The organism is Paenirhizobium daejeonense, from assembly GCF_014280875.1.
In the GTDB taxonomy this organism is placed as follows: domain Bacteria; phylum Pseudomonadota; class Alphaproteobacteria; order Rhizobiales; family Rhizobiaceae; genus Allorhizobium; species Allorhizobium daejeonense.
Genome location: NZ_JACLAL010000007.1, coordinates 42,838 through 69,585, shown reverse-complemented (window position 1 = coordinate 69,585; position 26,748 = coordinate 42,838). Strand labels below are relative to the sequence as shown.

Below are 26,748 nucleotides of genomic sequence, written 5' to 3'. Positions count from 1 at the left end.
TGAGGGGTCGGAAACTCCTCCTTTTCCTCATGCCTTTCTCCCGATGAGCAAAAGCAGGAAAGGCCCTCCAATCAGTGTGGCCAGCAGGCCGGCCGGGATCTGGTAGGGGAAGATGAGATTGCGACCGGCCCAGTCGGCGATGAGGAGAACAAGTCCACCGATCAGCGCGGATGCAAGGAGGTGACTTGCCGCACGCCGAAATCCGATCAGACCGGCGAGATGCGGCCCCATGAGGCCGGAGAAGCTGAAGGGCCCGACAAGCGTCGTCGCGGTAGCGGTCAGGACGGCCGCGATCGAAAACAGGACCGATCGGCTTCTGATCAGGGGAAGGCCGAGTGAGGCCGCGGCGTTCTCGCCAAGCGAAAGAAGGGCAAGCCATCGGGCGATCAGCGGAATGATCAGGCAGCAAAGGACCGTAACAGCCACCGATACGGCGGTATCAGAAGCGGTCACGGCATAGGTCGAGCCGGAGAGCCAGCTCAGCAATTGTCCGAGGCGTGGATCTTGGCTGGTCATGAGCACCGCGACGATGAAGCTCGAAATCGAACTCAGCGAAATCCCGAGTAACAGCAACCGGTTGCCGCTATATCCCGGACGGTTGGAAAGGATCAGCATGGCGATGAGCATCGCAAGCGCTCCGGCGGCACCCGCGCCGATCTGTCCCCAGCGAGTCGGCGTCGAGACCGTCAGGATGAAGGCGATGATGCAAACCAGCGCACCGGAGGACACACCGAGAATTTCGGGAGAGGCGAGCGGATTTGCCGTCATGCGCTGCAGAATGGCTCCGGCGAGCGCCAGCATCGCGCCGCCGGCGAATGCCGAAAGTGCTCGCGGCAATCGCCAGGCTGCGAGCTTTGCCAACGTGTCGCCGTCGGCCAGCACCCAGCCATCCAAACCGCGCCCAAAAGCAACGGCGAGCCAGAGAGCTGGAACCACAGCGATGAGCAGACCTGCAAGCAGCAGGGGAACGCGTATTACATGCCGTGGCGAAGGCTGCGGGCTGCGTTCAGACATAGGTACCGGCCTCAGGCGCAGGATCATCACCATCAGCAAGGGCGCCGCCAGAAGGGCTGTCATGGTGCCGACTGGAAAAAGCCTGTAGGTGACCGGGAAGGCGAGTACGATTTGGTCGGTCAGCAGAAGAAGCAGACCACCGATCAGGCTTGACCACAAGGCCGACCCGCCGATGCGCCGCATGCCGAGGCCGGCCGCGATTGCCGGGGCAGCGAGCCCGATGAAACTGATGATCCCGACCCATGCTGTCACCAGCCCCGTCAGCGCTGCAGCCAGGGCCAGCGCGACAATGCGGAACGTTGTCGTGGACAGGCCGAGGCTGCGGGCGCTCCGCTCATCGAGTGAAAGGATTGTCAGCGGGCGCGCGATGAGGGCCACGGCGGCCGCCAGAAAGGCGAGGCGAGGCGCAAGGAAAAGCACGCCGGCCCAGTCCTGCTGGTCGAGATAACCCGCACCCCATATGAATAGGCCCAGCAGCAGGTCGTGGTTGAACAGGGTCAGAACGGCGCTCGCCGTGCCGCAGTAAAGGGTGACGATCAGGCCGGACAGTGTCACGGTTTCCGGCGCCAGACCGCCATTCCAGGATAGTCCGAGGACAGAGACGAGTGCCAGCACTGCGCCGGCGATTGCAATCCATTCCTGCGCGACGAGCAAGATAGAGGGGGCGAAGACGCCTGTTATCGCGAGCATCAGATAGGCGCCCGCTGAAACGCCGAGCGTTGCCGGTTCGGCCAAGGGATTCTTGAGGATGCGTTGCAGGAGCGCGCCGGAAAGGCCAAGCGCCCCGCCGGCGATCAACGCCATCACGATGCGCGGCAGGACGGCGTAATGCAACAGCAGTTCGGCCGTGTTTGCCGGATCGGGAAAGAGGAGCGTGCCGAAACCTGCATCCGACGGCATGACCGCCAGGATGTTGCGCAGGCTGCAGATCGCTGCGAGCAGCCCGAGGAGGCAGAGCAAGACTGCCGGATGGCGCAGAGCGGCGACGAATTTCATTGAGAGGCCGTACCCGAAAGCGCCATGGATGCCAGCCGGGCAAAACGCTGCGCCGAAGGCAGGCCGCCATAGAACAGAACGTCATCGATCGCCACCGCACGATTTTCCCGGACATAGGGAAGGCTGGCGACAACGGGCGATCGAAGCGCAGATGTGAGAAGCTGCCGGCTTTCCCGGCCGATCGACAGCAGGCTTGCATCAGGGCGGCCGGCAAGCGCGTCGAGCGTGATCGTGGTATGACCATAAGGAGAGGTCGGGCCGTCCCAGGCATTCTCGATCGAGAACAAGTCGAACACGCTCTGAAAAAGGCTGTTCCTGCCAAAGACAAGCGCACGGCGCGTGTCCATCAGGGTGACGATATAGGCGGGTCGCCCGTCGTGACCTCGCAGCCGCGTTGCGGCCTCGGCAATCGCAGCCTCGAAGGCATTCATAGAGGCGGCAAAGGCATCCGGCATGGTAATGGAGCGGGCGAGGTTGTTGAGGTTCTGGCGAGCGTCCGAAAGCCTGTCGCTACGATCGGTATCGCCGCTTGCATCGGGATCGAAGACGGTTACCGTCGCGATCGTATTGAGGCTGGGGCGAAGGGTCTCGAGTTCGGGATGCATGACGATCAGGTCCGGCGCCAGACTGTCGAGAAGCTCAAGGTTTGGCTCCGAGCGCAGGCCGAGATCGTAAGTCCCCGGCTGTGGCTGCGGTTCAACGACACGTTCGCGGTAACGGTGGAGTTCGGGCAGTGCGACGACATTGGCACCGAGTGCCAGCAAGTTTTGCGCACTGGTCCAATCCAGAGCAGCGATCCGCCGAGGCTGGCCCGCTGAGGCCACAGAGAATGGGAGAGGAAGTGACATCATCCCGCCGAGAAACGCTCGGCGGGGGAGGGAATGGTCTATTGCTGTACACCCGATCAAGTGCTTACCATTTGTAGGACAGCGTTGCATTGATCGTCCGGCGATTGCCGTAGAGAACGGTGTCGGAATAGAAGCCGGGCGTAAAATACTTTTCGTCGGTCAGATTGGTGCCACTGAGCGCCAGCGTCAGCCCCTTGAGATCGGGATTCTTGGCGCCGAAGTCGTAAGAAATCGAGGCGTCGAGAAGCGTGTGGCCGGGAACCTTGACCTGCGATCCGGTCGACGTGTCCATTACCGCCATCGAACTGCCGACATAACGCAGACCAGCGCCGAGTTTCAGGCCGTCAAGGGTGGCATCTTGGATATCGTAATACAGCCATAGTGAGCCGGTGTGATAAGGTACCGATGGCGAGCGCGATCCGACCGCGCTGACGCCGCTTGTATTCGGATTGTCTTCAGTAATGCGCGCATCGGTATAGGAATAACCAGCGGTCAGGCTGAGTTCGTCGGTCAGGCTTGCCTTGGCTTCGAGCTCGAAGCCGCGCGAGCGCACTTCGCCTTGCTGCACGGCATAACCGATATGTACCGGGTCGGCCGTTGAGACGTTCTGTTGGGTGATCTGGAAAACCGAGGCGGTGAAGAGCGCGTTCCAGCCAATCGGCTGGTATTTGACGCCAACCTCGTATTGCTGGCCTGTCGTCGGCTTGAAGGGATTGCCCGAAAAGTCTATCGACGAGTCCGGCTGGAAAGAGGTCGAGTAGCTGACATAGGGAACGACGCCGTTGTCGAAGGTGTAACCGAGACCGATGCGACCGCTGAAAGCCGCGTCGTCGGTCTTCATCTCGCTTTTGGAAAGATAGTCGTAGACCTTGCCCTTCACCCAGTCATAGCGGCCACCGAGCGACAGGATCCAATTGTCGAACTTCAACTGGTCTTGCGCATAGACGCCAAACTGCGAGGTCGTGACCTTTTCATCCACCCAGAGCGGATCGTAGGTCAGGCCCGATCCGTCATAGACCGGATCGAATATGTCGATGGTGATGAAGTTGGACGAGTTGGAGCGCTTTTCCTTACCGGAATAGTAGCCGTAATCGGCACCTAACGTGATGGTGTGGGTAACGGGGCCGGTCTCGACCTCGCCGCTGATATTGTTGTCGAACAGGAAGCTGTCGGTGGCCTTCGGGCGCTTCTGTGTGCCGATATTGGCGAAGTGGCCATCGACCAGCGCGGTCGGCCAATCCCAGATGAAGCCGGCGGTATAGTCGACCTTTGAATGGGAATATCGGGCGTTTTGACTATAGGTCCAGCCATTGTCGAATTCATGCCTGAACTCGGTGCCGATGGATGTGTTCTGGACCTTCCATTCGGTGAGGCCGGGCACGCCCAGGTAGGTGCTGGACGGGATACGCACCCCCTTGTCGAAGATCGTGTTGTCCATTGGCAGGCTTTGTTCGGCGCCGCCCTTGGTGGTCTTCTGGTAATTGGCAAGCAGGGTCAGGCTCGTTGCGTCGTCCGGCTTCCAGGTAAAGGCCGGCGCGATATAGAGGCTGTCGTCGGGCGAATGATCGATCTGGGTACCGCTGTCGCGATAAAGGCCCGTCAGGCGATAGAGGAAGATGCCGTCATCGTTGACGGGGCCGCCCAAATCGACCGCCGCCTGTTTCCTGGCAAAGCTTCCGTACTGGACTTGAACTTCCCGCAACGAGTCTTCCGTCGGGCGCTTCGTGGTGGCATTTACCAGGCCTCCCGGTGTCGCCTGACCGTAGAGGATAGACGAGGGGCCCTTCAGCACGTCGAGCCTGTCAAAGGCGTACATCTCTATGTCGCTGTCATAGCTGTTGAAGCCGTTACGCAGGCCGTCGCGGTAGTTGGCGAACTGTCCGATCGCCCGGAAGCCGCGCAGGTAGATATCGGGCATGCCCTGGCCGCCGGGATAATCGATCATGCGAACGCCAGGTGTATAGGCGACAGCGGAATTGAAATCCGTGACGCCGCGGTCGTCCATTTCCTTGCGCGTAACGACATTGATCGTCTGCGGGACTTCGAGGATGGCTGTGTCCGTCTTGGTCCCGGTCGTGCTCGTTTCCGCGACATAGCCGTTGGTGCCGGCAGCCTGGGCGGTGACGACGATCGGCGCAAGCATGGTCGCGTCGCCGCCGGTGGCGCCGGCATTGGCCGCTTGCGACGGAGCGGTGATGGTCACGGTGTTGGCATTGGTGAAGCTGTACTGTAGGCCAGAGCCTGCAAGCAGGGTCGCGATCGCCTGCGACGTGCTCATCGACCCGCGAACGCTGCGGCCGATCGCCGATGCTGCCGGCGTTTCTGGGAAGACGACGTTGATGCCGGTGGCGCGAACGATGTCGTTTATCGCCTGTCGAATCGGCTTGGCCGGAATGTCGAAACTGTGCTGCCGATCCGCAAGTCCCTGTGCCCCGGCCTGCCTCAAACCGCCGCCATCTACGGCAATCCCTGCCATGGCCGTTACCGCAAGCAGAACCAGCGTGCTGCCTCTCAACCCGATATTCATCATCCGTCGCCCCTCATGCCATAAAACTGAAGAGAAGCCAGCAGGTGTCCCCCCGCGCGGCCCTCTCACAGAGTTATCGCTTGTCGAGCCTGCACACCCTCAAAAGTTTTCCGAAAAAAATCAGGGGCCGATTATCGTCAGGCGGCCAAAGCTGTTCAGACGGAAGCCGACCGTCGACTGTACGGCGGCAAGCGCTTTATCGGTCTCGTCGAGCTCGATATTGCCGCTGACCCTCAGTTCTCCGAGCCTCAACCCCAGGATTACGATGCGACCGGCGCGATAGCGCCCGATCTGGGCAAGCACGTCGGCGAGCCGGGCATTGTTGAAAATGAAGCGGCCGTTATGCCAGGCCATCTCGTCCTCGATCACCGCCTGCTTGACGAGGCTTAACCCTCCGGTTCCGTAGTCGACACTCTCCCCCGGCTTGAGGACGACATCCTTGCTGCTGCCGATCATGGCGACTTGGATGCTGCCCTTGGCAAGGGTGACGGTGACCTGCCGGTCTTCCTTGAGCGACACGTCGAATTCTGTGCCGAGAACGCGGACTTCACCGCCCGCGGCTTCGACGACGAAAGGCGTGCCGGTATGCGTGATCTGGAAGAAGGCCGTTCCGCGCAGCAACCGCACGCGTCTCTCCGAACCCGAAACCCTGACATCGAGTGCGCTGTCAGCATCGAGCAGAACATGTGAGCCGTCGCTCAGCGTCAAGGCCTTGCGGTCGCCCCGCGGCGAAACGACGTCCGCTCGCATGTCCTGCAGCAGATGGGGCCGTTCAAGCAATGTCCAGGTTCCAGCGATGAGAAGCGCGAGACAGCTGACAATGACGGCGCTGGCCTTGAGGCCCGCTCGCCGTTCTCGCAACCGGCTGATCTTCTCGAGCGGCAGAGCGAGGCTATCCTCTACCCGACCGCCAACCTGCATGGATGCGCCGAGATCCGACCAGAGCCCTTCGACACCCTCAAAGGCGGTCCGGTGCTCGGGCGCGGCGTCGAGCCAGTCTTCAAAGTCGCGGCGATCCTGGTGGGACGGTTTTCCGTTCATGCGGGTAAACCACGCAATCGCCTCCCGCTCGATCCGCGTAGTATCGGCAGATGTCTGCTTTTGGTCCGTCATGGATGGGATAGCCTCAATTCGCAAATCGGTGTGAGAAGACTAGCCCCCTCACCAGCATATCGAGCGACGGCGACGCCTGCCCTCACATGATCGGTCGATTATCGCATTTGCCGGCAGGCGAGAAGCGCCCTGGCGATTTCGCGCTCGACGGTGCTATACGAGATGTTCAGCGCGACCGCGATCTCGTCATAGCTGCAGTCATGCAAGCGGTTTAGCAAAAAAACCTGCCGCGTGCGGGCCGGAAGATTGGAAATCGTCGCCTGCAGGCACTGAAGCTCCTGACGCGCCGACACGATCTGGTCCGGCTGGATCACCGGCTGCGCATGCTGTTCTTCCGTGAGCCCACTTGCAAGGCTCTGGCGTCGCCGTTCCGCGCGCAGATGGCTGATTGCCGTGAACTGCGTGGCCCGCGAGAGATAGGATGGCGTTAGGCAGACATGCTCCCTTGCTCGGGACCAAAGCAACATAAAGACGTCCTGCACCGTGTCGGGGGCATTCGAACGGCCGATCATGCGCCCCGCGAGCTTTTCCAAGCGGACGCGTTCGGATACATAAAGTGCCTCAAATTCGGTTTGCTTCGTCGTCACGCCGGCAGCCTCGTCACGTCCATAAACTGGAGTGTTACGCTCCAATTATAGCTAATTTTTGGGTTCCGCAATGGGGATGTTGTCGGGGTAATCTACTTCAGGGCAATGAATCGCCCCGAGTTTCGTAGACACCCTCAGCTTAGATTTTCTGCTGCTTCTCGAACTCGACGGGCGACAGCATCCCGTTCCTGACGTGCTTGCGTTTCGGGTTGCAGAACATCTCGATGTAGTCGAACGGGCTTGTCGCAAACCTCTCAGAAGGCTGAGACTACCCAGCACGGGTGGCAGTTTCACGATTTGTTAACCTTTTGAAGTCCGAAGATGCGGCCGAGCAGATCATTCTGGTCGTTGACGGTCCAGTCGCCGGAAAAGCCGAAGCCTTTCCGCAGCCACAACATCGCTTCGAACCCAGCGATCGTCCGGCGCGCCGTTTTAAATGACTGAAAGCAGCCGATCTTGGGCATGTTCTTCTTCACTCGGAAGTGATCGCTTTCGATGCCTTGTTGGAGATGCTTGGTGACATAATGTAGCGGGCCTGGACGCAGGAGCCCGTCCTCGACGGCTGTCTTGATCGTTGACGGAAACGTGTTGGCGCCATCTGTGCCGATCTTCCCCGGCGAGAGTAGCGGCTCGTCCTTGAGCATCATGCGAAAGAATCGCTTCGCGGCATCAAGGTCGCGCTTTGCGGTGAGCAGGAAGTCGATCGGGTTGCCCTGCTTGTCGATGGCGCGGTAGAGGTATCGCCACTTGCCGCGGATCTTGACGTAGGTCTCGTCAATCCTGACTGAGCCACAATGCGGTCGGCGGAACTGGCGTAGGCGCTTCTCGATGATAGGTGCATAGGCGAGGACCCACCTATTGATGGTGCTGTGGTCGACCTCGAAGCCGCGCTCGCGGAACATCTCCTCGAGATCTCTATAGCTGAGCGGGTACCGAAAATACCAGGTCACCGCCTGCACGATCAGCCATGCCTCGAAATGCCGACCCTTGAAATCATCCTTCGACTAGCGCTTCAGCTTCTCGGCAATTGCACTCAGAATCATGGCTACGCTCCGCTTCATCGGGAGCGGATTTCCACCGTTGTGGTCAACAGCACGTTAACCACAAAAAATTGCGACAGGCCTCTTCAAATCCTAGCCAGCCGGTTAAGCAGGGTCAGGCCGAACACTACCAGTCCCAGCAGCGTGACGGCAAACCCTGCCCAGGCGGCGGACAGGAGACCGTAACCGGCCCCGACCGCGATACTGCCTGCCCAGGCGCCGATCGCGTTTGCAACATTGAGCGAAGCGAGGTTCATCGCACCCATCAGGCTCGGGGCTTCCGGTCCGAAGTTCGTCAGCCGTACCTGGATCGTGGGGATTGCCGCCATCATGGCCGCACCGACGCCGAACATGGCCGGAAAGAAGACTACCGGATGGGTGCCGCCGAGCGCCAGCGCAGCCAGGATCAGCAGCGTGCTGCCGAACCCAAGGACGATGCCGCGTGCAGGATAGCGATCGGCGAGCTTGCCGCCGTAGATATTGCCGACTGTCATGCCGATGCCGAACAGTGCGAGTGCAACCGGGATCGTTTCAGGCGACAGCTTCACGACATCGGTGACCATCGGCGCGATGAAGGTGTAGACGGCAAAGATGCTCGAGATACCGAGTGCGGCAACGATCATTACGCCCCACACCTGCGGCTTGCGAAGCGAGGAGACTTCCTGGATGATGGGGACACCGTCGAGCGCCCTGGTGCGCGGAACCCATTGAAAGATGGCGCCGAAGGCGAGAAGCGAGAAGGCCGCCACGGCAAGATAGGTTTCACGCCAGCCGATCGTCTGTCCAAGGAACGTTGCCAGAGGCGAGCCGACGATCGTCGCGACGGTCAGCCCGGTCATGACGATGGCGAAGGCCTTTCCAGCCTGTCCCGGCCCGACGATATAGGAGGCCACGACTGCGCCTGCACCGAAATAGGCGCCCTGCGGCATGCCGCTGATGAAGCGGGCCACCATGAAGAAGCCAAGGTTCGTAGCCATCGCCGAGAGCACGTTGCCGGCGATGAACAGGCCCATCAGAGCCAGAAGCAGGGTGCGGCGATTGAGGCGGGCTGCCGCCAGCGTCACAAGCGGCGCGCCGATGACGACACCGAAGGCGTAAGCTGCGATCGCGCTGGTCGCGTCGGGAATGCTGACGCCGAGGCTCTTCGAGAAGAGCTGAATGATGCCCATGCTGGCAAACTCAGAAGTTCCGATCGAAAAGCTGCCGAGCGCCAAGGCCAGCAGCGTCAGATTGCGGGAGCGCGCATGATCGGTCGGTGCCAGCACGTCGATGTTCGCTTGCGAAACGATTTCCATGATGATGATCCTTTCCAAAACCGTATGGGGAACAGTCTTTTGCGGGACACGTGTCCGGCCGCTGCTCTGGCAATTAGATCTCACATCGGCTGCGTGCTCAGTAGACGGAGCTTGTTCCCAGCATTTGAGAAAGCGTTTCACAGGAGGGGCTATGGGCGGCCGAGAGGCTCTTTTTATCAGGGGCGTTGAAGCCAACGCATCACCGCCCGCACTATTTTGAACAGTCGATGCCGTTTCAGATCTCACATCAACGTATTTGATAGTCCGGTTCACATATGGCACGACAGATAGGAGAAAGCTTGCTAAAACTTACAGGTTTCGGTGAACTCAGATCATAGGTTGGCGATGGATAACCGCGCAGGCGAAATGATGGTGTTCGTTAGGGTCGTGGAGGCCGGAAGCTTTTCCGAGGCAGCGCGGCTCATGCTGATGACGCCTTCGACCGTGTCGAAACTCATCGCCCGTCTGGAATCCCGGCTGGGTGTCCGATTGATCGAGCGCTCGACGCGCCGGCTGGCCCTGACCGAAGAGGGGCAGTTCTACTACGAGCGCAGCCAGGCGCTGCTTGCCCAGCTCGACGAGACCGAACAGCAGATCGCGCAGGGAGGAGCAGAGGCCGAAGGCGTTGTCCGCATAACCTCCTCGGTGAGCTTTGGCACGACGGCCGTGGAGCCCATACTGCCGGCCTTCTTCGAAGCCTATCCCAATGTGATCGTGGATCTTTCATTGTCGGACGAGGTGGTCGATCTCTATCTCGACCGCACGGATATAGCAATCCGGGTTGGCAAGCTTCCCGACTCTAACCTGATGGCGCGCAAGATCGGCGAGACAAAACGCTGCATCGTCGCTTCACCGGCCTATCTGAAGCGCCACGGAACGCCGGTCACGCCGGAAGAGCTCGTGCATCACAATTGCCTCGGCTTCAATTTCCGCCGGGCCATGCCCGTCTGGCCGATGCGGGAAGGTGGACGGATCGTCGAGCGCATGCTGAGCGGGTCGTTGCTGGTCAACAATGGTGATACCTTGCGCAGGATGGCGATTGCCGGCGTCGGCATCATCCGTCTTGCGGACTATCATCTACGCGGACCCATCGAGCGCGGCGAACTCGTCGAGCTTCTGGCGGACAGCGATATCGGCGTCGTCGACGAGGTTCATGCCCTCTATCGCGGATCGCAGTTCCTGCCGGCGCGTGTCCGCGCATTCCTCGACTTCGCCATTCCGCAAATGCAGACATTCTTGCAGCCGCGATAAAACGCAAAGCCGACCGGGATACGGTGGTACCCCGGTCTACGTCAGTGATGCGATCGGCAGTCAGTCAGTCTTCGATCGGAAGCGGCGCTGCCAAATTGACGAGACCGCCAGAGCGTAGTTCGCGCCAGAAATCCGCCGGGATCGTCTCGCGCAGTGCGGCCCCATCCTCGGCAATTCGGGCCGGACGGCTGGCGCCAGGGATGACTGCGGCAACCGCAGGGTTGGCAAGCGCAAACTGAAGCCCAGCAGCCTTCATTGAAATCCCGTAGCGATCGGCGATCGCCTTGATCGCGACGACCTTGGCCAGGATTTCTGGCGTCGCCGGCGCATATTCGAAGTTCGGGCCGCCGACGAGTGCGCCCGAGCTATAAGGACCGCCTGCGACGATCCCAAGGCCGCGTTCGGCAACAGTCGGCATGACGCGCTGCAGGGCGCGGTCGTGATCGAGGAGCGAATACCGCCCGGCCAGCAGGAAACCGTCCGGCCGGGGCTCATCCAGCGCCAGCAAGAGTTCGATCGGCTCGACCTTGTTGACGCCAAGCCCCCAGGCCTTGATGACTCCTTCGTCACGCATCCGGTCGAGCGCGCGGAATGCGCCCTTACGCGCCTCTTCGAACTTGGCGAGCCATTCATCGCCATAGAAATCCTGCGCGATATCATGCACCCAGGCGATATCGATATAGTCAGTCTTGAGGCGCTTCAGGCTGTCTTCGATCGAGCGGTAGGTCGCGTCCTCGGTGTAATCGTTGACGATCTTGTTCGGGAGGCCATACTTGAATACGTCGCCCTTCTCGCCGAGATCACGGGCGCTGATATCCTCGACTTCATCGAGGATCAGGCGGCCAACCTTCGTGCTGATGACATACTGGTTACGCGGCTTGCCGGCGAGTGCCTGCCCCATGCGGATTTCGGCGAGACCCGCGCCATAAAATGGCGCATTGTCGTAATAGCGGATGCCGCCTTCCCATGCGGCCTCGACGGTTGCCAGCGCTTCCTCCTCGGGAATATCGCGAAACATGTTGCCAAGAGGAGCAGCGCCGAAGCCGAGCTTGCTTGGCAGCATATCCTTGAGAGCCATTGTCTTTTCCTTCCGTATCGAGATGGTTGAAACAGGTCCGTTCCTGTTGACCAAGAAGATGGAGGAATGGCGCCGGATGCAGTAGTCGGGCGCAGTTCCCAGGATCCACGAAGAAAATTCACAAATAGACCTGCTCAGAATCAGCGACCGGGGACGGCGTTCGCCCTCCCCTTCTTGTACGAGGCGTCCGGCATCAAGTGGACTCCCACTCGGCTTCAGCCTTCGGCTGGAGATCATGAAGATAGGCGACAGCGCGCTGCGCATGCGCAACCGCCTGGAAGATAGCCCGCGTGTCGGAGCCGAGGATCGCGGCCCAACTGTGGATATAAGCAGCATGATCCGGCCGCGGCTCCAGCTCCGGAACGATACCAAAATCAGCGCAGAGCATTGCCGATCCCAATTCCACGAGCATCTCCTCGAAGGCCCTCTCGCGGCGATCCTTGCGATAGTGGCTGAGATCCCTGTTCAGGCGGCCCGGCCCCGAAGTCCAATGCAGGGTTTCGTGGGCTCTCGTGGCAACAAAGGACGCCGTGTCCCGGAACTGTTCCGGCTGGGGCAGTTGAATGTGGTCGGTGACCGCAGAGTAATAGGCCTTGTCGCCGCCATAGCGGACCTCGGCACCCGTGTTGTCAAAGAAGCGGTCGGCATGCACGATACGCTCCAGCGGCTTTGCGACCGGCTCCGGACTGCGGTAATAGTGATCGGGAAGACGGTCTATCTGATCGCAGTTAAACACAGTGTACGCCTTAAGATACGGGATATCCCGCTCGACTTCGCCGCCGCCCGCATCCTTCTCCGTCTTCGTGAAGCGGCTGGCATAGACGACGGTCGCACCTCGCTCACCCTTTCGCACATGCGCGCCAAGCTCGTTTGCCTGACGAAGAGTCATCCACGTTGCCGACATGAAGCCGCTGGCAACACTCTCAGACCATAAGAGCAGAACATTGAGCCCCGAATACGGTTGACCATTGTGCCGAAGCGGCCGGCTGACCCGGCCGGACATGTTGCGAACGCTCCACGGCTGCACCCACGGGCGCACACCCTTTTCCAGATCGGCGACGATCCTGTCCGTGATGCGCGCGTAAATGTCCGTGCGCGTGTTTTCTGATTTCCTGCTCATATTCCAGACCTCCGTTTTCTGAGGAGGCCGCGCCGATCGCGGCCCCGTCGTGGAGGGCCGAGAGCAGAAGCGATCGGTGGCAGGCGCACCGGAAGGCCGGAACGAAGAGAAGGACGGCGCAGCCGTTGCGCCGGTTGCCGGCTCCTGCAGGACCGACAGGAGGGACGGGACGCGATGGGTGGGGAATAACCTTCCGATACCGTTGTCGTCGCGTTCTAGAAGGACCAATCGAAGGAGAGCTGGCGCCGCGCACCAATTGAGTTCAGGCTGGGATGTCAGCAGAGCTGGGCGCCATAGACGACAGCGAATGACCAGCTGAAAATGAAAAAAGCCCGCCAGTGTCGAGCTCTTTCCATTTATCGTATGACGATGAGGGTGGTGTTACCCCGCGACCTCACGCGCCTTTCGATTTCTAATTAGTCAGAATCACGTGTATTTGTCAATGACAAGCTGACCTCTGCTGTCTGCGACGGGACCGAACAATTGCCATTCACACACGACGAAATCCATAATCTCCCAACCGTTTTATCGGCTCCGCGTTTCGCAACTTATCTGGCTGAAAAGGCCGGTGACAAAGAAGCGGCGCTGGAACTCTACCAGTGGAATCTTGAACTCTCATCGGCATTCTTCGTTCCCCTTCAGATATGCGAAGTCAGCGTTCGCAATTCAATCGTCTCGGCAATAGAATCGACCTATGGGCCGAATTGGCCATGGGAACGAGGCTTCGAAATCAGCTTGCGAAATCCCCCGACGGGATACAGTCCGCGTCGAAACCTTATGGGACTTCGTTCTCTGCCGACATCAGGGAAGATCGTTGCCGAATTGAGCTTTGTCTTCTGGGAGAAGATGCTGACACATGGGCATGACGGTGCGATCTGGAACGCGCATTTTCGGACAGTGTTTCCGAACACGGATAGCAGCAGAACCGTTCAAGCCTTACGCGGCGAAGGAAACGATACCCTTTTCAAGATACGTGATCTGCGAAACCGCATCGCACACCATGAACCGATTTTCCGGCGCAACATTCAGGAGGAGTATGAGCGGATTCGCAAGATCATCTCCTGGAGCAATTTGACCGCTGCGGCTTGGCTCGACAAAATCGAAAACGTCACCAGCATGATCGCAAGAAAGCCGTGACTGACGGCTTGTGCGCCAGCGTTACCGGGCTGAGGGGGGGCACGCCCACCATGAAAATGGCGGAGCCGAAGCTCCGCCAGCTCGGACTCAATCGAAGGCCGACATCTGCGCGGCGGCCGCCCTGCGGTCGAAAGACTGGCTGGGATTTTCGACTGGGGGATCGAAGGGCTTCCAGGCTTCACCGACGATTTGGCTGTAGGCAGCCACAGCGCCTTCGGGAGCCAGGCGGAGCGCATGGGCCTGGATGCCCATGTCGGCGGCGAACTCGCGCTTGCGCTGGGCGGCGCTGTCATAGCCGACCGGGCCATCGAGGTCCTCGTCGCGGGCGTCAGCAGATCCCTTGGCGGTGGCGTCGCGCGCTTCGGTGACGGCTTTGCTGTAGAACTGGCCGGCGCCATGAGCGGAACCGACATAGGCGCCGACGATGCGCTGGAGATGGATCTGCATTGCGCGTTCGCCAAGGCCATCGGAGAGAGCGGTTGCGGTCTCGACGATCAGGCGCTCATGCAGGTCGCGCATGCCGCCGCTGTCGAGGATGGCGGTGCCAAAGCTTTCGGCGGCCTTCAGCGCCTGGGCTTCGTCGGGGCATGTTAGGCGGACCATTTCGATGGTGGCGCCCTTACGCAGTTGCACGACACGGCCAGAAGCAGGGCGAGTGGTTTGACGAGAAGGGGTTGCGGGCTTTGCCATGATGGTTTCCTTTTCCAGTTGCCGAAGCGGTTCCGGCCCCTTGGCCGGTCTGTCCTTCGGTACGGTCAGAAGCAGTTCTCACGGTGCCATCTCAGGAACTGGGGATGTGGCCGCTCGAAGACCCGGCCGGGCACGATCGCCTTCCCGGTCTTGTTGAGGAGTCCTTGGATGCTGTCAGGATCATTCGCGTGACGCGATATCAGGATATCAAGATCGTCCGAAAGGCCAATCAAACCACGGTCAAACATCCAGTGTGCGGTACCCGAAAGCGCAATTCCGTTGGATAGAATATCGGGCCCGCTCGCTTCCACCGGCCGAATATGTGCGGCATCGACCTCCGCCCGGCCACCACCGTTGATGAGCTTCAATCCCGTGATGGCACATCGTTTGTCATAGGCGTGAAGAACGAGCCGGCGAAATAGCCGATTTCGAACGATCCGCGACGAGAGTTGCATAACCCGGTCGCGCTCCTGCTCGAATATGAACGGCGCTTGCGCTTCATCTGCAAATCCATCGACCGCATGCGTCACCCCTGGCTCATCCAGCCGAGGCAGTTCAGGCTCATCCTCGTCGATGCCGATCGATACGATGCGGTTGAAATCTGCTGCGGATATCGGCCGGACTGCGGCCTGTGCTCTGCCCGAAATGCGCCCCTCTTCATTCAGCACGCCTCGCTCTATGACACCGTCTGGTCCGCTGAACGGAACGGGATTGATGAAGTCGAGATAGCTGCCGTGTTCGATCAGCGCCAGATACATGCCGGGCGCCTTCGGATCAGGAATAACCCGCTCAACCTTGGCGACAGCAAAATAGCCGCGGGTCGCTGCGACTTTCCGAGGCTCGTAGTAGATGATCCAGTCACCCACACACGCCTGGACACGACCGAGATACTGGCCCGGGAACTGGTATTGTTCAGCCGGGCTATCATCGTAAATCGAATCTGACCGGTGAATGAAAACCCCGAATCCCATCTGCAATCTTTAGCATGAGGCTCTTGATGCTTCATTTGAAATCTGGGGACCTCAGCCTGGCCCCAGATGTTCGCCGCTGCGGCATACCATTTGTTAAATGTCCACTCCTATTCCCGCCCGCCCTCGACAACGGTATCGAGAGAAACGGAATAAGAGCATGGCAACACACGATCTTTCAATTCATCACTTTCAACGAGAAATCTCGGATTTCTGCGAGGTGCGCATCGCGCCAATCGCCTCACAGCGAGTTCTGGACAGCATTCGGACCTATCTCATAAGTCTTGTCATCCACCGCTGGCCACCACCGATCGTTAGTGGCCGTATGGATTGGACGGCCATTGGCGAGGCATGCGGGATCGAAAACCAAATGACAGCCGATTTGAAGAAGGCGCTCCGTCCAGGACTGGACGCGATTATCCGGTGGCTCGGAGAACCGCCTGCCGCCGATGACATCCAGTCAACGAAACCACGCACGAAATCGCGCAATACCGTTCGGCGCAAGTCGGAAACTGCGACGCGTTCCAGACCGCGACAGATCCTCTCCGACAAGACCCCGGCTACCTCTTCGTCAGAGCCGAGGGGACCACAACCGAAACCAATCAGTCCATTCCCTGAACCATTGTTCGAAGCAACCGATGATCCGGCCAGCTTCCACGATGCACTCCTTTATCAGATGCGCCGGTTCGGCGAGAGCTACTGGCAACTCTACCGCGCCGTCGTTCGCCTGGGCGAGACGTTCGATGACAAGACCCTGCTATCATGGGTTCAGGGCGAGCGCGTGCCGCGATCTCTGACGAGCTTCGAGATCCTCTCCCGTATCGAGCGGCGCTACCGACTGGGACAGGGGTATTTCAAAGTGAAGCTGCCGCACCAATCCCGCTCCCTATACGGCCATGATATGGGTGACATCAGCACTGCGGAGCGGCGACGACTTGCATGGCATCTTCCGGACAATTTCAGCAGCTTGCCGTTCTCCAAGCGGGAGGAAATCATCGAATGGGTGCGCCGGGTCATCATCTCGGGATCAACCGACTATCGTCGCTATCAGGCGGCGGCCACCAAACAGCGTTATGCAATACGATTTCCGGGGATCACCTATGGCGGAGGCACCCTGTCTCCACGACCACAAATGAACCCGGACAGCACGAGCCACAATCCCGAGGCCTTTGAAGATCCTGATCTCCTCTCCGACGTCGTCGATGCGCCGCCGCGGTTGGCTATGGAGATGGCCGATCTGATCCGCTTCAAGACATCGACGCTGACCGCAATCGGCTTCCAACGAAATGGAGTTTGGGGAGAGGAAACCGCATCCCAGAAGGTCGAGCATCTCGGCCTCATGTTCGGTGCACTCGCTGCCTCACCCGCCAGCGTCGTCAAAGGGCGCGGTGTGCCGCTCAGCCAACTAACCTTTGGCCTGTTGATCTTCCCGGGCGTCTGGGACTGGTACCTCCAATGGCGGAAGCACCGCCGCGGCTTCTACACCAAATGGGAAGAAGACATGCTGATGGTGGCGCAAGCTCTCACGCGGGCGGAGGTGGGCTGGATCCGCCAGCATCCGGAGCTCCTGAAGACGGTTCAGCCAATCGAAGGGCTGATCGCGCCGGAGGAGATAGAATTCGCAGCACGCGACTGGCACGGCGCCTGCGATGCTTTCCACCGGCACGCTGCAAATCGCTCGAAGGAAATCCAGCGTGTCATGCGCGTGCATCGCGATCCGTTCGAGCCGATCATGGTGATCCTTGAAGCAGACAGCCCGTTGTCGGAGTACCGCAAGATTACAGATGAAATCCTGAAGCGCATGCCGGATGAAAACCGCTATCCTCGGGCTGCAGCCGAAGCGGTCCGCTCTTTCCTTCTGCTGCGCCTCGGCCTGCATCTGGGACTTCGGCAAAAGAACCTTCGCCAGCTTCGCTTGTGCCCACGCGGGCATTTCCCGACTTCGGAGCGACGGCTGGAAGACATGAAATGCGGTGAATTGCGCTGGAGCGATCGGGAAAACGGATGGGAGGTCCTCATCCCATCAATCGCCTTCAAGAACTCAGGCTCATCATTCTTTGGACAAAAGCCGTTTCGCCTGATCCTGCCGGATTTGCTCGACCTCTACAAATACCTCGAGGCCTATATCGATCGCCACCGAGGTGTACTGCTTGGTTCGGCAAAGGATCCTGGCACCCTGTTCGTCAAGACGGTGAAGACGACTAGTCTGGACGCGGCATACGATTCCACCAAATTCTATGAAGCCTGGCGGACTGTGATCCAACGCTATGGGATCTACAACCCCTACACCGGCCGCGGCGCCATCAAAGGGCTGCTCCCGCACGGACCTCATAATCTCAGGGACATTCTGGCGACGCATATCCTCAAGCAAACCGGATCGTATGAACAGGCGAGTTATGCCATCGAGGACACACCGGATGTCGTTCAGCAGCACTACGGTCGCTTCCTGCCGCAGGACAAAGCTGCACTTGCGGCGAAAATCCTTAATCGGGTTTGGGAGGCTGCATAGCAGCTCGGATGAATGGCTGATCCACATCCCCCATGCAGATGCAAATCAATCCCGGATCTGCATGGGGGATGCCGGTCGTCTCCGCCTTGAAAGGATTCGAACTAGCGTTCCACGGACGTAAGCGGTGTTTTCCTCTCACATTGACCAAGCTCGTTTGGCCATCCCGAATGACACAGCTATGAAATTGATGGCAAGAATGCGCCAATTGAAGACATAAGGTAATCTCATGCGAGCGGGAAACGTTCTCGCGAGCTTTTGGAGAGTCTGCATGCCTAAACAAACGATCACACTCTCTCTGAAGAGAGTTTGGGTTCATTGCAGATCGACTTCCTACAATTCGGTACGCCGCTCCTACAAATCGCAGAGACACTCGGTCCACCGAAAGGGTGGATTACCAACGCGTATGACGAGCCAGTGCCGCTGTATTGGCTCTATCCAGGCGGACTGGAATTATCTTTCGAACAGGAACCGCCTTACCGGTTGACTGCATTTAAGCTTTCGCCCGTAGGTAGACATAAAGGAAGGATGACCAACTTCAGTTATTACGTTCGGATGCGCAACGACTTTCCAATGGTCGATACTTCGGTATCTGGCTTCCTGCGGAGCGGTTTATGGGATTTAGAAAGTAAGTGTCGGCATCTGCGCCGAACGAAACTATCCTGTTCTCGATATTTGTCTCGGATGCCTACGGATACCTTTCTTGATGAATTCGGAAATGGAAGAGGCACTTGAAGATCAACTTTCCGGCAACGACATTGAATTTAAAAAGAGAATTTCCTTACTTGATCCGAATTGCGACTTCTTTGGAGCCTACTTCTCACTTGAAGAGGTTGAAGATCAACGATTCCCGAGAGATGGTTGGACGACCATTAGCGGTGAAGAATATCTTCGCCAGCTTGACTTAGCGGAATGAGGGGCTGCTTCGGGCCGACAGCAAACTTCAGCCGCCTGTCCGCCGCGAATAATTCCACGGCATCAACTCATCGAGCCGATTTTGCTTGTGGCCGTTTACGATAGCGGTGAGCGTGGCCGTCAGAAAGGCAAGCGGATCGACAGCGTTGAGCTTGCAGGTCTCGATGAGCGAGGCGATGATCGCCCAGTTCTCTGCTCCAGTGTCGTGTCCTGCGAAGAGAGCATTCTTGCGGTTCAGCGCTATCGGCCTGATGGTTCGTTCGACCGTGTTATTGTCGATCTCGACGCGACCGTCAGTCAGGAAGATGCCGAGCCCGTCCCAGTATTTGGCTATATAAGCCAGTGCTTCGCCAAGCGGCGACTTGCCAGCAACACGGGCACGATGATGCGTGAGCCAAGTCCGCATGTCGGCGATCAATGGCGCTGACCGTTCATGCCGTCCGGCTATCCGAGCGTCAGCGGGAAGGCCGCGCAGTTCCGCCTCGATCCGGTAGAGTTCACCGATCCGCTTGACGCCATCCTCGGCAATGGGTGCCGATCCGCTACGGGTGATCTCTACCAGCTTGCGACGGGCATGGGCCCAACAGTAGGCAAGCCGGATGTCGGGACCGACACGTTCCGGTGCGATCAGGCGATTATATCCGGCGTATCCATCGACTTGGAGAATGCCCGTGAACCCCTGCAATATCCGCTCCGCATGGAGCCCGCCGCGACCGGGCGCATAGGTGAAGGCCACACCGGGCGGCGCACCGCCACTCCACGGCCTATCATCACGGGCCAAGGCCCAAAAGTATCCTGTCTTGGTTTTGCGGGAGCCGGGATCGAGGACTGGCGCACGGGTCTCGTCCATGAACAGCTTCGTCGACTGCTTCAGGTTGGCAATCAGAGCATCAAAGACCGGACGCAGTTCGAATGCCGCCCGCCCGACCCAATCAGCAAGTGTCGAGCGGTCAAGGTCGATGCCCTGTCGGCTCATGATCTGTGCCTGCCGATAAAGCGGCAGGTGATCGGCGTATTTGGACACCAGCACATGCGCTATGGTCGCTTCGGTCGGCAATCCGGCGGTAATCAGTCTTGCAGGCGCTGGAGCCTGAGATACACCGTCAGTGCAGGCGCGGCAGGCATATTTGGGACCACGAGTAACGATGACGCGGAACTGCGCCTGGATGATATCCAGCCGCTCGGACACGTCTTCCCCGATGCAATGCAGACCGCCGCCGCAAGCACAGATCAGACTTTCCGGCTCTATGACCTCTTCGACACGAGGAAGATGGGCGGGAAGAGAGCCACGATTGGCGGCGCGTGCTTTGGGCTGCGGTTTACCCGGAGCGCTGTCGGCCTCGTCTTCGGCATGGATCGCCGCAATGGCCGTTTCCAAGTCTTCCAGTGCAAGATCGAATTGCTCGGGATCGACCTTCTCGGATTTGCGGCCAAAGGCGGCTTGTTTGAAAGCGGCGACCAGTTTCTCCAGCCGTTCGATCCGCTCGTCCTTGCGGACTTCACGAAGCTGGGAGGCGATCAGCATCACCCTCAGGGCAGCAATATCGTCTGGAAGATCGACCGCATCCAACATATTGGAAGTTTATCAAATTGGGCGTCGTCTCGCTGTCGGAATTTGCGAACCGAGTCATCGTGACGCACCTATTCGATTGCCGTTGGCCCTCTCGGCTCAACAGAGCGAACTCGCCGCCAATCGAGCCCTGCGAACAGCGCCTCGAACTGGGCATGACCCAAGGTCATCAGACCGTCCCGGATATCTGGCCAGGTGAACGTGTGCTCCTCCAGCCGCTTGTATGCCATCACCAGACCGCTGCCATCCCAGTAGATCAGCTTCAGGCGATCCGCCTTGCGCGACCGGAATACGAACACCGTTCCTGTGAACGGGTCTTTGTGCAGCTCGTTCTTGACCAGCGCCGCCAAGCCGTCATGACCCTTGCGGAAATCGACAGGCTTGGTCGCCACCATGATCCGTACCCGGTTCGATGGAAAAATCATGTCGGACCTGCGCACGCACGCGCGACAGCGGCGATCCGGGAAGCGGACGCGCCTTCTTCCAACCGGATGGTGACAGAGCCGACGATGATCTCGGGACGGCTGGCTTTCTTGATCGGCGGTTCCGATACGGTCGGTTCGACAATCACCGCAGCGAAATCTACCGCATCCTCGGGTGCGGGCAGAACCAGCTTGCCCTGCCGCGCCATTGTCCGGCAGGTGGACAGGTGGTTCGGCTTCAGGCCGTGTCGCTCTGCGACCTCATTGACCAAGGCTCCGGGCCGAAGGCTCTCCGAAACGATCTGCGCCTTGACCTCGTCCGGCCAATGCAGATGCAGCTCACGTCCAGACTTCCTGGGCGTGAGAAACTCCAATGTACTCTCCATGGAGAAACTCCCGTTGCTCGTCCATGGAAAGGCGATCACAGATTAAGGCGGCGAGGACAACGTGGGAGCGGAACACCGGTTACCCACGGACGTATTTTTCTAACTCATTTAGAGATCAGAGTGACTGTGCTTACCTTCCGCGATAAGCCCCAAGCAGAACATCCGCTTCTCGTAGCACGCAACGCCGCGCTCACGCTGATAGTCGATGCTCCTACCGCGCGGCCACGGTTCGTTCGCCTGCAATCAACAACTGGCCGAGAGGGCGAAGCCGCTCTCACTTATGCGGCTGCCGGAATAAAGGAGCTGATATTTGCATTTAACCTCGGTGTCTGGCGCGCGTAGTCTCAGCTGCGATGTTCGGGAGAGGACATCTCTACTGGTGCCTATGCCGGTTGGGCAGGGAGGAAATCATGCCGTTTCATCTAGAAGCGCAAGCGCCGCTGGCGTTGGCGGTTGCTGTTTTATTCACTTCAACATCGCCTGCATCAGCTCAGGCGGGCGACGGTGCCACACAGTGTGCCGCGTTGAATTCATTTATAGTACCTGCAGGTGCTATTACCTTGCCGACATCAGGCGCCAAGGTGACATCCGCTGCGTACGTTGCATCTCGCGACCCGGCGAATCCGCAAAGCGAATTTTGCAAAGTCATGGGGGAAACGATGCCCGTCGATCCTCAAGCGCCCAAGATACTATGGCAGGTCAACCTGCCGAGCAGCTGGAACGGAAAGCTGCTGCAATATGGCGGTGGCGGATATAATGGCAGCATTCCGCCGACGACCGAAAAGACGACGCTGGGCCTCGAAGTGGTGCCGACCCCGCTTAAGCAAGGTTATGTCACCTTCGGAAGCGATTCGGGCCATCAGGCGCCGAATGCTGATGATGCCTCTTTCGGAAAAAACGACGAGGCCATGCTCAACTATGGATACATGCACATCAGAAAGACCCTCGATGTGGCGAAGGCACTCGTCCAAAGACGCTACGCCAGACCAATCAAGAGGGTCTATTACCAAGGCGGCTCCACAGGCGGCCGAGAAGGTCTGACGGCGGCATCCCGCTGGCCGGATGCCTATGATGGCATACTGACGAATTATCCCACCGCCAACTTCGTGGGTCTGAGGCTCTGGGGCGCTGGACTTGCCCGCGCTGTCTACGACGACACGTCGGCGGGGTGGATCCCTCCGAAGCTGGTCGAGACGATTGCGAAAGAGGCAATTGCAAGCTGCGATGCGCTGGACGGCGCCAAGGACGGTCTGATCAGCAATGCATCCGGCTGCCGCAAGCAATCGGCCGCACTGGTTGAAAAGCTCGCCTGCACGGCGGGCGAGAGCGGCGATCCGCAAAACTGCCTCACGAAAGCCCAGATCGACCGGACCCTCAAGATCTACCACGACGGGTATACCCTGCCGTACCAGCTGGCGAACGGAATTGACAGCTACCCCGGCTATAACAGCCTCGAGGGCATCCTGATGCAGCTCGGATCGGAGCCGCAGATGCGCAATCCGCCTGTCTCGGGGCCGAACGCTCATCATTCCAGCCGCGCGTTCGAATTCCTTCAGAACTTCGTCGCGCGTGACCAGCCGCTCGACCTCCTGTCCTTCGACATTCGCGATCCCGGCAAGTTCAAAGATCGCATCGTCGAACTGTCCGGCATCATTGGCGCGACCCAGACAGACTGGTCGGCCTTTGCCGACAAGGGTGGCAAGATCATCTGGCTGCAGGGCACCGACGACCCGAGTGTGAGTCCCTACGGCAACGCCAAACTTTACGAGGCCATCGTGGCGAAGATGGGTCGTGAGAAAGCGGCCGCCTTCGTCCGCTTCTATCTGGTGCCAGGCCTCGCCCACGGCGGCGGACGTTTCTCGCCCACCTGGGACAATCTGACCGCTCTCGACAACTGGGTGGAAAACGGCGTTCCGCCGATCAATCCGGTCGTCATGGATGCCACCAAATCCGACACGCGTGGGCGCACACGGCCTCTTTGCGAGTATCCCTCCTGGCCGAAGTACAAAGGCACAGGCGACATGTCCCAAGCCTCCAGCTTCATCTGCGCCGGCGATTGACGCCCTCACGGCGACCCAGGTTCTCATTTCAGGAAAGAACGTTATGATCCAAAATTTCACCCTATCGCGCCGCTCCATGCTTGGCGTTTCCGCAGCGGCTCCAGCGGCCATGGCGAGCCTTCTTGCACCTCGCGCCTCTGCCGCAGCCGATGCCACTTGCCCTGCGCCAGCCGCCGGCAAGCCTTGGACATTCGCCAAGGATGTCTCGTCGTCCGGCTGGTCGGCTGAAAAACTCGCGAAGATGGAAGAGAAGCTCTACCCGATGGCAACGACGTCGATGGCAATCGTCCATAAGGGCGAGATCGTCTATCGCTATGGCAACATCTCGGATGTCAGTTATCTCGCCTCCGCTCGCAAGAGCGTGCTTTCGATGCTGTTCGGCAAATATGTCGGCGAAGGCAAGATCGATCTCGACATGACGATCGGCGAAATCGGCATCGAGGAAGACGGCGGCCTCCTTCCACTCGAAAAGACCGCAAAGGTCAAGGATCTGCTGGTTTCCAGTTCCGGCGTCTATCATCCGGCCGGAAGCCCCGGAGGCAATGAGAACACGCCGGAGCGAGGGAAAACCCCTCCGGGCTCGACATTTCTCTACAACAACTGGGACTTCAATGTGTTGGGCGCGATCTTCGAGAAGCGCACCGGCCGCAAGATATTCGAAGCATTGCAGACCGATCTGGCGGAGCCACTGGGCTTTGAGGATTATGATCTCGGCCGGCAACGGATGATGGGTTACGAAAACCAGTCGCGTTATCTGGCCTATCACCTCTTCCTTTCGGCGCGCGACATGGCCAAGCTCGGCCAGTTGATGCTCCAGAAGGGAAAATGGGGCGGCAAGACGATCCTGCCCGAAGCCTGGGTAAGCGAGAGCACGAAAATGCATGTCACCCCGGAGCGGACCAAGAGCAAGGAAGGTCTCGGTTATGGCTATCTGTGGTGGATCCCGACGTCAACGACCCCCGCGTTCGAAGGCTCCTACCTCATGAACGGCAATTTCGGCCAGTTCGTTCTGTGCATGCCGGCGATCGACACCGTGATCGTCCACCGCCGCGCCGTGACCGACGAATTCGCAGTCGCGCGCAATCTCGGCAAAACCACCTACGAACCGACAAAGGTCAATGTCGCGGAGTTTCTGCAGATCGCGGACATGGCGGCTGCCGCGCTGAGCTGAGCGACAGAGCCCCTGGAGCGCGCGCGAAGGCACCGGCTGAATTCGCGGGCGCTCCGCCTTCTTTGAGAGAGCGCGGTGGCGGCATGTCCGCCATCCAGCGCGCGCACTCCGCGGCGAAAACGCCATGAAAGCCCGGGACATGCCGTCGCCGGATGCCGCCGATCACGACTAGCGTGCAGGCGCGATCAGTAACTTGTCTTGCAGCAGAAACAGCGACGTCCCAGTTCCTGTCCTGCAGGAATTGTTCGCCCATTGTTGAGAGCGTCACCAGCGATATTCGTCAGGCGAATGATCGGCAGAAAAACATTCATTTGATAAATCAAAACACCTGGAAATAGATGTATCCCAACCTACAGCGAGAAAAGCGCTCCAGCGGGGCGTCAATAAAAGGGAACAATATGAAAAATCTAGCTTTCTGGTTGGGCTTTGCAAGTTGCGCGAGCTTTTTGGGTGGCCCGGCAGCGGCCAAGGACATCACCGTCGGGCTGAGCGGCACCGTCACATCGGTCGATCCGCATTTTTACAACGCATCGCCCAACAACAGCATCGCGATGCAGATTTTCGACCGTTTGACCGAGCGCACCGCCGAAGGACAGCTGGTTGAAGGTCTGGCGACGAAGTGGGAAGCGGTTTCCGATACCAAGTGGCGCTTTACCCTTCGTGACGGTGTGAAGTGGCACGACGGAAAGCCCTTCACCGCCGATGACGTGGTTTTCACGCTTGGTCGAGCCGGGAAGGTCCCCAACAGCCCCGGCGGGTTCGGCGGCTTCATCAGGAATGTCGCGAGCGTCAAAGCCGACGGAGATCTTTCGGTTATCATCGACACCAAGTCACCGGCGCCGACCCTTCCGGGCGATCTTGCCAATATGGCAATTGTATCACGGCACGCCGGTGAAGGTGCAGACACTGCCGACTACAATTCAGGCAAGGCGGCGATCGGCACCGGCCCCTTCCGGTTCTCGACATTCAAGCAGGGCATCGAAGTCGGACTGGAGCGCAATCCCGACTGGTGGGGCAAGAAAGTCGCCTGGGAGCATGCGACCTACCGCATGATTTCCAGCGCCAGCGCGCGCACCACCGCCATTCTGGCGGGCGATGTCGACATTATCGACGCGCCTGCCGCGACCGATATCGCGCGCTTCAAGTCGACGGCCACTCTCTCCTTCGTCTCCACGCCCGGCTTGCGCGTGATCTATCTGGCGCCGACGACGTCCGGCGAAACCTGGAAGGCCAATGTGAAGGGGCCGAATGGAGAAGCGCTGGAGACAAACCCGCTTGCCGATCCGCGCGTCCGCACGGCCTTGTCCGTGGCGATAAACCGCGAAGGGATCGTCGACAAGATCATGGAAGGCACGGCGACGGCATCCGGCCAGTGGCTGCCGAAAGGCGCCTTCTCCTACACCGATGACATCCAGCCCCCCAAGCCCGACGCGGCAGCCGCCAAGAAATTGCTCGCCGACGCCGGCTTCCCGAACGGTTTCCAGCTGACGGTTCACGTGCCCAATGACCGCTATCCCAACGCGCCGGCCGTCGTGCAGGCGGTTGCGCAGATGTGGACCCGCATCGGGGTGAAGACGAATGTGGAATCTCTTCCCTGGACCACGTTTTCGTCGCGCAAATCGGACTTCGCCATGAAGCTCTTGGGCCTCGGCAACGCCACCTATGACGCAAGCTCCATGCTGGTCAACGTGCTTGGCACCGTCGATCCGCAGCGAGGGCTGGGTGCGGCAAACGATAGCGGATATTCCAATCCGGCTCTTGATGATCTCGTTGCAAAGGCAATGACGATTTACGACGACAAGGCGCGGGAAGCAGCCCTTGTCGAAGCGGTCAAGGTCGCGGTGAACGACGGCGCCATCATACCGCTTTATCAGCAGAGCAATGCGTGGGTCGCGCGCAAGGGCCTGTCTTACGCACCGCGGATCGATGAGCGTACGCTCGTCAAGGACATCGCTGAGTAAACCTGAAGTGACGGATCGGAAGCTTGCCGATCCGTCACTGACATCCCGCGCGCAGATGAGCGGCGGCTTTCGACAAGGATGCGAAAAGCCGAA

General features: G+C 59.4%; 20 protein-coding genes and 2 pseudogenes. 7 read left to right on the top strand and 15 right to left on the bottom strand.

Features of this window, described 5'->3' with window-relative positions:
• Nucleotides 1-27: 27 nt before the first annotated feature.
• The 8 genes and pseudogenes from fhuB to H4I99_RS17760 all read right to left on the bottom strand — a co-directional run bounded on the left by fhuB (nucleotide 28) and on the right by H4I99_RS17760 (nucleotide 9,420).
• The gene (gene fhuB, locus H4I99_RS17795; protein WP_163897730.1) at nucleotides 28-2,010 is read right to left on the bottom strand and encodes a Fe(3+)-hydroxamate ABC transporter permease FhuB; all 1,983 of its coding nucleotides are present in this window, start codon (nucleotides 2,008-2,010) and stop codon (nucleotides 28-30) included.
• On the bottom strand, nucleotides 2,007-2,858 hold the full coding sequence (locus H4I99_RS17790) for an ABC transporter substrate-binding protein (RefSeq protein WP_280513884.1): 852 nt from the start codon (nucleotides 2,856-2,858) through the stop codon (nucleotides 2,007-2,009). The genes fhuB and H4I99_RS17790 overlap by 4 nt, the downstream gene beginning before the upstream one ends.
• 64 nt (nucleotides 2,859-2,922) lie before the next feature.
• Nucleotides 2,923-5,388 carry a TonB-dependent siderophore receptor gene (locus tag H4I99_RS17785; RefSeq protein ID WP_163897725.1) on the bottom strand — a complete coding sequence of 822 codons (2,466 nt, stop codon included), beginning with the start codon at nucleotides 5,386-5,388 and terminating at the stop codon, nucleotides 2,923-2,925.
• Nucleotides 5,389-5,505: 117 nt separating this feature from the next.
• Complete coding sequence (locus H4I99_RS17780; RefSeq protein WP_163897722.1) at nucleotides 5,506-6,498, bottom strand: FecR family protein; 993 nt, start codon at nucleotides 6,496-6,498, stop codon at nucleotides 5,506-5,508.
• Nucleotides 6,499-6,596: 98 nt separating this feature from the next.
• On the bottom strand, nucleotides 6,597-7,085 hold the full coding sequence (locus tag H4I99_RS17775; protein WP_163897718.1) for an RNA polymerase sigma factor: 489 nt from the start codon (nucleotides 7,083-7,085) through the stop codon (nucleotides 6,597-6,599).
• Nucleotides 7,086-7,224: 139 nt separating this feature from the next.
• Nucleotides 7,225-7,326 (bottom strand): annotated as a pseudogene (locus H4I99_RS17770) (IS3 family transposase); the annotation flags it as partial.
• Nucleotides 7,327-7,375: 49 nt separating this feature from the next.
• Nucleotides 7,376-8,128, bottom strand: a pseudogene (locus tag H4I99_RS17765) (IS6 family transposase).
• Between the two features lie 83 nt (nucleotides 8,129-8,211).
• Nucleotides 8,212-9,420 carry an MFS transporter gene (locus H4I99_RS17760; protein ID WP_163897715.1) on the bottom strand — a complete coding sequence of 403 codons (1,209 nt, stop codon included), beginning with the start codon at nucleotides 9,418-9,420 and terminating at the stop codon, nucleotides 8,212-8,214.
• Nucleotides 9,421-9,765: 345 nt separating this feature from the next.
• Between H4I99_RS17760 and H4I99_RS17755 the strand changes: the two genes are divergently transcribed.
• Nucleotides 9,766-10,671: a LysR family transcriptional regulator gene (locus H4I99_RS17755; RefSeq protein WP_163897712.1), complete on the top strand. Its 906-nt coding sequence runs from the start codon at nucleotides 9,766-9,768 to the stop codon at nucleotides 10,669-10,671.
• A 64-nt stretch (nucleotides 10,672-10,735) separates the two neighbouring features.
• On the opposite strand, the gene H4I99_RS17750 is transcribed toward H4I99_RS17755, so the two are convergent.
• Both H4I99_RS17750 and H4I99_RS17745 read right to left on the bottom strand, forming a co-directional pair.
• A complete protein-coding gene (locus H4I99_RS17750; protein WP_163897709.1) occupies nucleotides 10,736-11,749 on the bottom strand; it encodes an aldo/keto reductase in 1,014 nt (337 codons plus the stop codon).
• A 193-nt stretch (nucleotides 11,750-11,942) separates the two neighbouring features.
• The gene (locus tag H4I99_RS17745; protein ID WP_163897705.1) at nucleotides 11,943-12,869 is read right to left on the bottom strand and encodes an ArdC family protein; all 927 of its coding nucleotides are present in this window, start codon (nucleotides 12,867-12,869) and stop codon (nucleotides 11,943-11,945) included.
• A 483-nt stretch (nucleotides 12,870-13,352) separates the two neighbouring features.
• Between H4I99_RS17745 and H4I99_RS17740 the strand changes: the two genes are divergently transcribed.
• Nucleotides 13,353-14,006: a hypothetical protein gene (locus tag H4I99_RS17740; protein WP_163897703.1), complete on the top strand. Its 654-nt coding sequence runs from the start codon at nucleotides 13,353-13,355 to the stop codon at nucleotides 14,004-14,006.
• Nucleotides 14,007-14,093: 87 nt separating this feature from the next.
• Here the strand turns inward: H4I99_RS17740 and H4I99_RS17735 are convergent, their stop codons facing one another.
• Entirely contained in the window at nucleotides 14,094-14,696 is a 603-nt protein-coding gene (locus H4I99_RS17735; RefSeq protein WP_163897700.1) for a hypothetical protein, read from the bottom strand.
• 65 nt (nucleotides 14,697-14,761) lie between these two features.
• Nucleotides 14,762-15,667: an HNH endonuclease gene (locus tag H4I99_RS17730; RefSeq protein ID WP_163898281.1), complete on the bottom strand. Its 906-nt coding sequence runs from the start codon at nucleotides 15,665-15,667 to the stop codon at nucleotides 14,762-14,764.
• 157 nt (nucleotides 15,668-15,824) lie between these two features.
• Between H4I99_RS17730 and H4I99_RS17725 the strand changes: the two genes are divergently transcribed.
• Entirely contained in the window at nucleotides 15,825-18,173 is a 2,349-nt protein-coding gene (locus H4I99_RS17725) for a hypothetical protein (RefSeq protein WP_163897691.1), read from the top strand.
• Nucleotides 18,174-18,873: 700 nt separating this feature from the next.
• Entirely contained in the window at nucleotides 18,874-19,086 is a 213-nt protein-coding gene (locus H4I99_RS17720) for a hypothetical protein (RefSeq protein WP_163897688.1), read from the top strand.
• A gap of 27 nt (nucleotides 19,087-19,113) precedes the next feature.
• Here H4I99_RS17720 and tnpC read toward each other — a convergent pair whose 3' ends face one another.
• The 3 genes from tnpC to H4I99_RS17705 form a co-directional block, all read right to left on the bottom strand.
• The gene (tnpC, locus tag H4I99_RS17715) at nucleotides 19,114-20,658 is read right to left on the bottom strand and encodes an IS66 family transposase (RefSeq protein WP_163897686.1); all 1,545 of its coding nucleotides are present in this window, start codon (nucleotides 20,656-20,658) and stop codon (nucleotides 19,114-19,116) included.
• Nucleotides 20,659-20,726: 68 nt separating this feature from the next.
• On the bottom strand, nucleotides 20,727-21,080 hold the full coding sequence (tnpB, locus tag H4I99_RS17710) for an IS66 family insertion sequence element accessory protein TnpB (RefSeq protein WP_163897684.1): 354 nt from the start codon (nucleotides 21,078-21,080) through the stop codon (nucleotides 20,727-20,729).
• Nucleotides 21,077-21,463 (bottom strand): transposase, encoded by a 387-nt coding sequence (locus tag H4I99_RS17705; RefSeq protein ID WP_163897681.1) that lies wholly within the window; start codon nucleotides 21,461-21,463, stop codon nucleotides 21,077-21,079. Before H4I99_RS17705 ends, tnpB begins: the two co-directional genes overlap by 4 nt.
• A gap of 410 nt (nucleotides 21,464-21,873) precedes the next feature.
• Here H4I99_RS17705 and H4I99_RS17700 point away from each other — a divergent pair, with 410 nt between their 5' ends.
• The 3 genes from H4I99_RS17700 to H4I99_RS17690 all read left to right on the top strand — a co-directional run bounded on the left by H4I99_RS17700 (nucleotide 21,874) and on the right by H4I99_RS17690 (nucleotide 26,655).
• A complete protein-coding gene (locus H4I99_RS17700) occupies nucleotides 21,874-23,523 on the top strand; it encodes a tannase/feruloyl esterase family alpha/beta hydrolase (RefSeq protein ID WP_163897678.1) in 1,650 nt (549 codons plus the stop codon).
• A gap of 43 nt (nucleotides 23,524-23,566) precedes the next feature.
• Nucleotides 23,567-24,694 (top strand): serine hydrolase domain-containing protein, encoded by a 1,128-nt coding sequence (locus tag H4I99_RS17695; RefSeq protein ID WP_163897675.1) that lies wholly within the window; start codon nucleotides 23,567-23,569, stop codon nucleotides 24,692-24,694.
• A gap of 398 nt (nucleotides 24,695-25,092) precedes the next feature.
• Nucleotides 25,093-26,655: an ABC transporter substrate-binding protein gene (locus H4I99_RS17690; RefSeq protein ID WP_163897672.1), complete on the top strand. Its 1,563-nt coding sequence runs from the start codon at nucleotides 25,093-25,095 to the stop codon at nucleotides 26,653-26,655.
• Nucleotides 26,656-26,748 lie beyond the last annotated feature (93 nt).